The sequence below is a fragment of the Pseudomonas sp. AD21 genome (assembly GCF_002878485.1).
Lineage (GTDB): Bacteria > Pseudomonadota > Gammaproteobacteria > Pseudomonadales > Pseudomonadaceae > Aquipseudomonas.
Genome location: NZ_NQYG01000148.1, coordinates 1 through 378 on the forward strand (window position 1 = coordinate 1; position 378 = coordinate 378).

At 64.0% G+C, this 378-nt stretch carries 1 protein-coding gene; it reads right to left on the bottom strand.

The genetic code is table 11. The annotated features are described in order from the left end of the window. Window positions 1–378, bottom strand: a 378-nt coding sequence (locus tag PseAD21_RS29385) for an AMP-binding protein (RefSeq protein WP_146011329.1), incomplete at both ends; no start/stop codon positions are given.

Here is a 378-nt window from a genome sequence, read left to right on the forward strand (position 1 = left end):
AACCCCAGTGCACCATGTTGCAGGCGCTGCGGTGTTCGATCATCACGCCCTTCGGCAAGCCCGTAGAACCCGAGGTGTAGATCATGTAAGCGAGGTTCGAAGGGCTGAGGCCCGGCACCTGCGGGTCATGCTCCGGCATGTTCTGCCAAATGCTGTGGTCAAGGTCGATCAACGTCGCCGCAGACGCGTCGAACAACCCGCGAGTAGTCGTCTGCACCAGCACCGCGGTCGGTGCGCTGTCCTTGAGCATGTACGCCAGACGTTCCGCCGGATAGCTCGGGTCCAGCGGCACATAAGCGCCGCCCGCCTTGAGGATGCCGAGCAGACCGACCACCAGATCCAGCCCGCGCTCGACGCAGATCGCCACTCGCGCATCCG